The sequence below is a fragment of the Leifsonia aquatica H1aii genome (assembly GCF_000633535.1).
Classification (GTDB): Bacteria; Actinomycetota; Actinomycetes; order Actinomycetales; family Microbacteriaceae; genus Leifsonia; species Leifsonia aquatica_A.
In genome coordinates this window covers 168,346-175,555 of record NZ_AYMR01000004.1, presented here as the reverse complement: position 1 = coordinate 175,555, position 7,210 = coordinate 168,346, and the positions used below count along the sequence as shown (strand labels likewise).

At 66.7% G+C, this 7,210-nt stretch carries 8 protein-coding genes; 2 read left to right on the top strand and 6 right to left on the bottom strand.

Annotated features, from left to right (window positions below; all coding sequences use genetic code 11):
- Positions 1-830 (top strand): amidohydrolase family protein (locus U870_RS0103220; protein WP_025155977.1); only part of this gene is annotated, 830 nt, incomplete at its 5' end.
- A gap of 106 nt (positions 831-936) precedes the next feature.
- On the opposite strand, the gene U870_RS0103215 is transcribed toward U870_RS0103220, so the two are convergent.
- Entirely contained in the window at positions 937-1,419 is a 483-nt protein-coding gene (locus U870_RS0103215) for a Dps family protein (RefSeq protein ID WP_021763778.1), read from the bottom strand.
- Between the two features lie 272 nt (positions 1,420-1,691).
- Between U870_RS0103215 and U870_RS0103210 the strand changes: the two genes are divergently transcribed.
- Complete coding sequence (locus tag U870_RS0103210) at positions 1,692-3,032, top strand: sensor histidine kinase (RefSeq protein WP_025155976.1); 1,341 nt, start codon at positions 1,692-1,694, stop codon at positions 3,030-3,032.
- Between the two features lie 66 nt (positions 3,033-3,098).
- Here U870_RS0103210 and U870_RS0103205 read toward each other — a convergent pair whose 3' ends face one another.
- The 5 genes from U870_RS0103205 to U870_RS0103190 form a co-directional block, all read right to left on the bottom strand.
- Positions 3,099-3,311, bottom strand: coding sequence for an antitoxin (locus U870_RS0103205; protein WP_025155975.1), 213 nt, complete (start codon positions 3,309-3,311; stop codon positions 3,099-3,101).
- 49 nt (positions 3,312-3,360) lie between these two features.
- Complete coding sequence (locus U870_RS0103200) at positions 3,361-4,026, bottom strand: response regulator transcription factor (RefSeq protein WP_025155974.1); 666 nt, start codon at positions 4,024-4,026, stop codon at positions 3,361-3,363.
- A gap of 383 nt (positions 4,027-4,409) precedes the next feature.
- Complete coding sequence (locus U870_RS24225; RefSeq protein ID WP_162819072.1) at positions 4,410-4,934, bottom strand: hypothetical protein; 525 nt, start codon at positions 4,932-4,934, stop codon at positions 4,410-4,412.
- A 392-nt stretch (positions 4,935-5,326) separates the two neighbouring features.
- Positions 5,327-5,608 (bottom strand): DUF3892 domain-containing protein, encoded by a 282-nt coding sequence (locus U870_RS0103195; RefSeq protein ID WP_025155973.1) that lies wholly within the window; start codon positions 5,606-5,608, stop codon positions 5,327-5,329.
- 114 nt (positions 5,609-5,722) lie between these two features.
- The gene (locus U870_RS0103190) at positions 5,723-7,141 is read right to left on the bottom strand and encodes a hypothetical protein (RefSeq protein ID WP_025155972.1); all 1,419 of its coding nucleotides are present in this window, start codon (positions 7,139-7,141) and stop codon (positions 5,723-5,725) included.
- Positions 7,142-7,210 lie beyond the last annotated feature (69 nt).

Below are 7,210 nucleotides of genomic sequence, written 5' to 3'. Positions count from 1 at the left end.
GGGTGCGGCGGTTCGCCGCCGCCGAGCCGCTCCTCCGGGTCGAGTTCGGCATCTACGGCGACGACCTGGAGCGCGCCGCAGCGCTCGGCCTCCGCACGGGGCGGCCGGTCGACGGCACCCGGGGTCTGCTGACCGTGGGGCCGTTCAAGGTCATCTCCGACGGTTCGCTCAACACCCGCACGGCCCTGTGCCGTCACGCCTATCCCGACGGCGGGCACGGCGTCGCCAACCTCGACCAGGAGGAGCTCGTCGCCGCGATGCGGTTCGCCGTCGAGAACGGCATCGAGCCTGCCGTGCACGCCATCGGCGACGAGGCGAACCGCCGCGCGTTGGACGCGTTCGAACGGGTCGGCGCCCGCGGCCGGATCGAGCACGCGCAGCTGGTCGACCCGGCCGACGTCGCCCGGTTCGCCCGGCTCGGCGTCACCGCGAGCGTTCAGCCCGAGCACGCGATGGACGACCGGGACGTCGCCGACCGCCTCTGGGCCGGGCGCACCGACCGGGCGTTCCCGCTGGCCGATTTCGTGCGGCACGGCGTCCGGCTGGCGTTCGGTTCCGACGCCCCGGTGGCGCCGCTCGATCCGTGGCTGGCGATCTCGGCGGCCGTCGGTCGGGCGCGCGACGGGCGCGGGCCCTGGCATCCCGAGCAGCGCATCCCGCTCTCCGCCGCCCTGGAGGCCTCGGTGCGCAGCGCGATCGCGACCGGCGAGCCCGCCGACCTCGCCGTGCTCGACGCCGATCCGTCCGCCCTGTCGGCGGAGGAGATGCGCACGCTGCCGGTGGCGGCGACCCTGCTGGCCGGCCGCTTCACGCACGACGCGATCCGCTGAGCGCCGGTGCACGTGCAGGTGCCGATGTCGGCATCGGGAACGGCGAAGGGCCGCCCTCCGAGGTGGAGGGCGGCCCTTCAGGCGCGTTCGTGGCGCGGCGCGGCGACTACTCGCTGATGTGCGCGAACAGGAACCAGCGGTCCTTGTCGAGGCCGCGAGCGATCTCGATCGCGACGTCCTGGCTGGTCTGGTCGAGCTCGTCGAGCTCCTTCACGGCGGTGTTGACGGCCGCGAGGGCGGCGTCGATCTGCGCGATGACCTCGGCGATGGTCTGGTTGGAGGGGCGGAAGCCCGCCGTCAGCTCCGGGGTGGTGGTCTTCGCGGCGACCGTGCCCAGGCGGCCGTCGACCGGGAGCCCCAGGGCGACGATGCGCTCGGCGGCCAGGTCGGCCCACTCCTGCGCGTGGTCGACGATCGTGTCGAGCAGCTCGTGCACGCCGATGAAGTTGGCGCCGCGCACGTGCCAGTGCGCCTGCTTTCCGTTGACGACGAGCGCGGTGAGGTCGATGACCACCGGGCTGAGGAACTGGGCGACCCCGGCGGCGACGTCCGGGTTGGAAACACTCTGGCTTGCGGCGATGTCCGTCATTGTTTGGCGTCCTTTCTCGTGCCTGCTTCAACGCTACTCAGCTCCCGGAATTCCGCAACGAAGCTGAGCCTCCGCTAACTAAGCCGAGGCTTGCCTGGGTGGTCGCCGTACGCCGGCTGGTGGCCGTGGGCCAGCCGCGGGAGGGGGATAACCCCCGCACGGATCGACCGGGCACCCGCCTACCGCGGGCGCTGCGGTCACGGGAGGCTGGAGGCATCGCCCCTCGACTGGAGACGCACATGACTGCCGCCTCATCCGCCATGCTGGATCCCGTGACCACCCGCCCCGCACCTCCCGCCCGTCGCGCCTCCTACGGCTCGCTGTGGAAGGCGGTGCCCCGTGAGCTGGGCTTCCTGCTGCTCACCATGCCGATCGCGATCGTCGGGCTGTCCGTGCTGCAGACCATGTTCTGGTTCGGTGTGGGGACCATCGTCATCTACGTCGGTCTGTTCGTGCTGATCGCCACCTTCTACACCGCCCGCGCGTTCGGCACGGTGGAGCTGACCCGCCTGCGCTGGGCCGGGCGGCCGGAGATCCCGCAACCGGCGTGGGAGCCCGCCGACAAGCCGCGCAGCTTCTGGCGTGCGGCGTTCGGTCCGTTCGTCAACGGGCACTATTGGCTCGCCCTGCTGCACGGCCTGCTGATCAACCCGATCGTCAGCATCGTGTCGTGGACCATCGCGCTCAGCTGGACCGCGGTCGCCCTCGGTGGTCTGACCAACTGGTTCTGGGACCTCTTCATCCCGCGGGACGGGCAGAACGTCTTCCTCTCCCGGGTGATCGTCGACTGGGCGACCGGCACCCGTTCGTCGTTCGACCCGGTGATCGGCGACCGCATCCTCTCGTTCGTGCTCGGGGTGCTGTTCGCCGTGACGCTCCCGTTCGTCACGCGGGGGCTGACCCTGGTGCACGAGGGCATCGCCCGCGGCCTGCTCGGAGCGTGGCGGTCGGAGGAGCTGCGGCAGGAGGTCGCCGACCTGTCGGCCTCGCGCGGTGCTGCCGTCGCCGCCGAGGACCAGTCGCTGCGGCGGTTGGAGCGCGACCTGCACGACGGCCCGCAGCAGCGCCTCATCCGGCTGCAGATGGACATCGCCGCCGCCGAGCGCAAGCTGTCCGACGACCCCGAGGCGGCTGCGGCGCTGCTCGCCGAGGCGCGCCAGCAGGCCGGCGACACGCTGGAGGAGTTGCGCGCCCTGTCCCGCGGCTTCGCCCCGCCCCTCCTGCTCGACCGCGGCCTGGTCGCGGCCGCCGAGTCGCTGGCGGCGCGCAGCACCGTCCCGATGCGGGTGGAGTCGTCGTTGGCGCCGGGCGAGCGGTTCAGCCCCGAGACGGAACGCAACGCCTACTACGTGCTCGCCGAGCTCTCCGCGAACCTCGCCAAGCATTCGAGTGCGACGGAGGCGCGACTCTTCCTCGACCGGACCACGGATCCCTCCGGCGCGGCGTGGCTCAGCCTCTGGGTGACCGACAACGGGACGGGAGGCGCCTCCCTCGTCCCCGGCCACGGTCTGAGCGGTCTGGGCGAGCGCGTCCGCGGCCTGCGCGGCGAGCTGTCCGTGGACAGCCCCGCCGGCGGTCCCACCCGGATCGGGGCCCGCATCCCGCTGGCCTGACACGGGTGTACGACGACGGGCGGGTGACGGTCACGCCGTCACCCGCCCGTCGATGCCAGGTCGTCGCTACTCGTTCCCGACGGCCTTGTCCGCGGCGTCGCGTGCGCCGGTGATCTGGTCCTCGAACTTGCCGCCGGTGATCTTGTTGGCGGCGTCGGCGACGCCGTCGAGGAGCTTGTCGCTGATGTCCTCGGCCTGCTCCGACTTCAGCGCGTTCGTGACGTTGTCGCTGTCGAGGAACTCTTTGGCCTTGTTGGTGATGTCGTCCAGTCCTGCCACGGTGCACCTGCTTTCGTCGTCGTTGAGCCTTGCAGAAGCCAGTGTGTCCTCAGCGCTGCAGAAAGGCCAGTACCGCGAGCACCCGGCGGTGGTCGTCGCCGGAGTCCTCCAGGGCGAGCTTCTGGAAGATCGACGTCACGTTCTTCTCGACCGCCCCCACCCCGATCACCAGCTGTGCGGCGATCGCCGAGTTGGTGCGCCCCTCGGCCATCAGCCCGAGCACCTCGCGCTCGCGCGGCGTCAGGGCGGCCACCGGGTCGACCCGCCGCGTCAGGAGTTCGCGGACGACCTCCGGATCGAGCACGGTGCCGCCCTGCGCCACCCGCGTCACCGCGTCGCGCAGCTCGTCGAGCGAGGCGATGCGGTCCTTCAGCAGGTAGCCGGTGCCGCCCTGTCCGCTCGCGAGCAGCTCTTGCGCGTACGTCCCCTCGACGTACTGGCTCAGCAGCAGAACGGCGACCCCCGGGTGCTCGGCCCGCAGCCTCAGGGCCGCGCGCACCCCCTCGTCCCGGAACGTCGGCGGCATCCGCACGTCCAGCACCGCGACATCCGGCCGCACAGCGCCGACCTCCGCGAGCAGCGACTCCGCGTCGCCGTACGCGCCGACCGTATCGAACCCGGCCTCGTCGAACAGCCGGATCAACCCCTCGCGCAGCAGCACGGAGTCGTCGGCGACGACGAGGCGGAGCGGAGCGGAGGCGAGGTTCTGCGGCACGGGAGCCAGCCTATTGGCGCACAGCGACCGGTCCCGGCGTCTCGCCGTGAGGAGATTTGGGCCGAATGTCGCGAATGCGAGCCCGTAACCCCACATTTGGTCCAAATGGGGGACGACGGAGAGGCGAGTGGAGGGGATGACGGGAATCGAACCCGCGTAATCAGTTTGGAAGACCCTACAGAGGCTTGGACCGAGGTCATCCGAGTTGATCCATCCCGGACCGCCCTAGTCCGCCTTGCCCAGTTTTTTCCTGGGAAGGTGGCGGGTTCAAGCCCCGTTACTCAGCGCGCTTCGGTTTGCGTCGGCGCACGTCGGCGGAGCGCGGTGGCGGGGTTTTTCTGCTTCGCGACGGGGATCGCGGAACCGTACGGCCGACCAGGGAATCAGTCATACCAATCTGTCGAGTCGGCGTACAGCTTCCGGTACTTCTTCGCGTCAGGATGCTCATCAGGAAGTTGGTCTCGCTTGCAGGCCTTGACGCGGTCGATTTGGTTGCGCTCCCAACGAAGCATGGAATCCGCGACGCGACTGACTGCTCGCTCGACTGCACAGCTCGTAGTGCCACAGCTGCATTTCCGACTTGCAGAGGTCTCAGGGTGGTGCAACTGCTCGACGCGCCAAATGGCACGCATCGCCGTGTCCCGCTGCCGATACGCGCTGTCACGCGCTTCATGCGCCGTGCGTACAGCGTCCGTCTCGAAGTAGCTGGCGATCACGTCCGGAGGCACGCTCTGAAGACCAGACTCAAGCGCGGCCCTTAGGTCTTTGGCCTGAATCTCCAGCGCCTCCGCTCTTCGTTCGGCGGCCTCTACCTTTGCGATCAAATCCGCTTGACGAGTGGCCGCCGTGGACTGGATAGCCGCCAATCGATCTGCCCACATTTGCTTATGGCGCTTGTCTCGCTCCATTGAGCCAGCCTGTGCGTGATCTTGGCAGACAGCGCACGTTCGACTCGAATGATTCCATCGAACCGACCCCGCATAAGACATCTCGCAGCAGCCGCATCTGAATGCAACGTCGGACACCGCCCGACGATCCAATTTACCTGTTGCCAATGTGCCTCCTCGGGTTAGAACACCGGCAGAGCAAATCGCGAGAACAAGGTACCGCTCCGAACTGACATTCGAGACTCGACGCGCCGCCAAGTGCGAACAGACATTCGATGAAGAAAGGATCTCGCCACGATGACGGGCGCGGGGCGGCGTAGCGCAAACCTTCCCTGGCCTAGAGCGCTGATATGGGGGAGCCCCGACGCACATGTCGATTCGGGCGACACGTGCGCCGAGGCTCACCCCGATTTTCAGAACGTCGGCAGGGACAGCAAGTTGTTGTTCCACTTGCCGTCGGCATAGGTGCGCAGGTAGGGGCGGCCGGTGTCCGGGTGCACGGTCCCGACGTTCACACAGCTCGTGCCGCTGCCGACGTAGGCGTCGCCATCCTTGTTGTCGATCCAGTCGACCATCGTCGGCTTATCGCTGCTGCCCGTCTCGGCGCTGCCGGTGTTCTTCCACTTGTAGCTGATGATGGCCTCGTGCGTCTTGGAAAAACCCTCGTAACGCACGTGGGTGATTTCAACTGCCATTGCTTCTAACTCCTTCGGTAAGCGAGTCGCGGGTGAGACTGACACATACCAGTCTGTCTGCGACCTCCGACACCCTCGGAAGCAAGGCAGCCCCATTCACGTAGTAAGCCCCATTCACGTAGTAGTGGCCTCCCACGTTCCACGGTCGTCAACGATGCGCCGGTTATAGGCCTCGAAGCGCTCCTTGATCCGCCAAAGCTCTCTCTCGTCATCGCGGTACGGTCTGAGCAATTCATCGCCTTTCCCAGTTAGGTGTAGAGCGAGTAGCCGGACAATCAAGCGATTCACGGTAGCCACGAGGTCCGTCTCTTCCAAACTCGGAAACTCACCGCGGTCATAGTGCTTCACGTCGTTGTAGTTGTTTGCGATTGCTCGTGAAAGTCCCGCGGTGCTGTATACATAGTCGCCCCACGCGACCCCGAGAAGGTGAAGGCAGCGGTAAATCCATGTTGCTGTGGTCGGGCGTCCGCGATGATAGGTGTCTCGCTCGCTGTCGCGAATGCCGATTATGTGCCCGGCAGCTTCGAGTGCGAGCGAGGTGGACATTACGACGTCTTCAAGAAATGCGCCCTTTCGGGCCAACACACCCGCGGCGGGCAGGATGAATCTCTGCCAAGCGTCGTAGTTGGAAGACCATGTCTCCAACCCCACGGTGTCGAGCTGCTTGAAATGGGCGAGCGGTCTTCCCAATTCTCCGGTGCTCGGGACCGGCTGTTCCCGGTCCCGCACTGACCTTCGGCTAATGAGTTCGACGTACGGAGCGTTATACACACGGCCACCCATGAGGCGCGCGACGAACCGCTGGTCGCGAACCCGGTGTTCGCGAAACGGGATAGCCCGGGCGTAGAGGAACACCAGCAGGTTGGCAATCTTCTTGTGTTCCACGAAGTGATCAAAGAACGGACGCGGCCCGCCGTAGAACTTGCTGTCGAGAACGAAGTCGTCGTAAACCTGCTGAAGCCTTGAGTAGCCGTCGTCGTGGTGGCGGATGCGCCAGTCGGAGCGCAGTGTCATCTTTGCATTGCCCTGGGTCCACGATGCAACTTCGATGCCCTCGACCTCGATACGATATTTCTTCAGGCGGCCGATCTTGTCGGTCTCCCTCTCAGTCGTAACCGCAGCAGCTCCGACCCAAGTGTTTAAGCCGTCAAGCTTGCTCTGCACTCTTGACACGGTGAGCGGGTCGGCAAGCGCCCCATCACGCGCAGCTAGAACGGTTTCTTCAGGGGCCAACGTTCCGAGCGAGATATTGCGCCCCAATCGTTCGGAGTGGCCATGCCAGCTCGTCCCGAAGAAGGAGATCGGACCTTCTTCTGTCAGAAGGAGCATGTTGGACGGCGGCGTCTTTGTGTCGAACCACTTCTCGACGTGCCGAAATTGGTCGGTGTTGTCGTGGCTGATGTACGGGACGTCAACGTGTATACCGCCTGGAGAAACGAGCTTCAGCGTCGCCCCGGAGTACGGAGTTTCCTCGATGCCGTCCACCAGGAGGCCCGCGATGCTGTCGCCGAAGTCAAGGGATTCAATCGCCATGGCCAGAGCCTAGGGACTGACGGGGTTTTGACGGGGATCGTGTCCCGGAGCGTTTCGCTCGACGGGCAG

Coding starts and splice junctions, on each gene's coding strand:
- U870_RS0103215 (WP_021763778.1), bottom strand. CDS start 1,419: ATGACGGACATCGCCGCAAGCCAGAGTGTTTCCAACCCGGACGTCGCC.
- U870_RS0103190 (WP_025155972.1), bottom strand. CDS start 7,141: ATGGCGATTGAATCCCTTGACTTCGGCGACAGCATCGCGGGCCTCCTG.
- U870_RS24225 (WP_162819072.1), bottom strand. CDS start 4,934: ATGGAGCGAGACAAGCGCCATAAGCAAATGTGGGCAGATCGATTGGCG.
- U870_RS0103195 (WP_025155973.1), bottom strand. CDS start 5,608: ATGGCAGTTGAAATCACCCACGTGCGTTACGAGGGTTTTTCCAAGACG.